The organism is Microtetraspora sp. NBRC 13810 (assembly GCF_030268685.1).
In the GTDB taxonomy this organism is placed as follows: Bacteria; Actinomycetota; Actinomycetes; order Streptosporangiales; family Streptosporangiaceae; genus BSRQ01.
Genome location: NZ_BSRQ01000066.1, coordinates 1 through 650, shown reverse-complemented (window position 1 = coordinate 650; position 650 = coordinate 1). Strand labels below are relative to the sequence as shown.

Genomic DNA, 650 nt, shown 5'->3' with positions numbered 1-650 from the left:
CGTCACGGGGTCAGGGTGTGGCGCAGGTGTAGGCGGCGGGGGTGGTGGTGTTGCCGTTGGGGCGGGTGGCCTGGTAGCCGAAGGCGGTGGTGGCGCCGGGGGCGATGGTGGCGTTGTAGGGGAGGCTGCGGGCGGTGACGGTCTGTCCGCTGGTGGTCAGGGTGGCGTTCCAGGAGCCGGTGATGGTGTGGCCGGCGGGGAGGGTGAAGGTGGCGGTCCAGCCGGTGGTGGCGGTGGTGCCGTTGTTGCGGATGGTGACGGGCTGGACGACGTAGCCGGTGCTCCACTGGGTCTGGACGGTGCCGGTGGCGGTGCAGCCGGTGCCGGGTTCGGGGTCGCCGCCGCCGGCGGTGGTGGTGAAGGTGGTGGTGGCGGAGTTGGCGGAGAGGTTGCCGGCCCCGTCGCGGGCGCGGATGTAGACCTGGTACTGGGTGCTGGGGGTGAGGCCGGTCAGGGTGATGGAGGCGGTGGTGCTCTGGCCGAGCTGGGTGTCGGTGGCGCCCTGTTCGCGGTGGACGGTGTAGCCGGCGAGGCCGCTGCCGCCGGTGTCGGTGGCGGGGGTCCAGGAGAGGGTGGCGCCGGTGGCGGTGACGCCGGCGGCGGTGGGGGTGCCGGGGGTGGTGGGCGGGGTGGTGTCCGAGCCGCCGCCG

Annotated in this window: 1 protein-coding gene; it reads right to left on the bottom strand. The window is 74.6% G+C overall.

Annotated elements, in window-relative coordinates; translation table 11 throughout:
- Positions 1 to 10: 10 nt before the first annotated feature.
- Positions 11 to 650 (bottom strand): cellulose binding domain-containing protein (locus QSK26_RS41465; protein WP_285780858.1); only part of this gene is annotated, 640 nt, incomplete at its 5' end.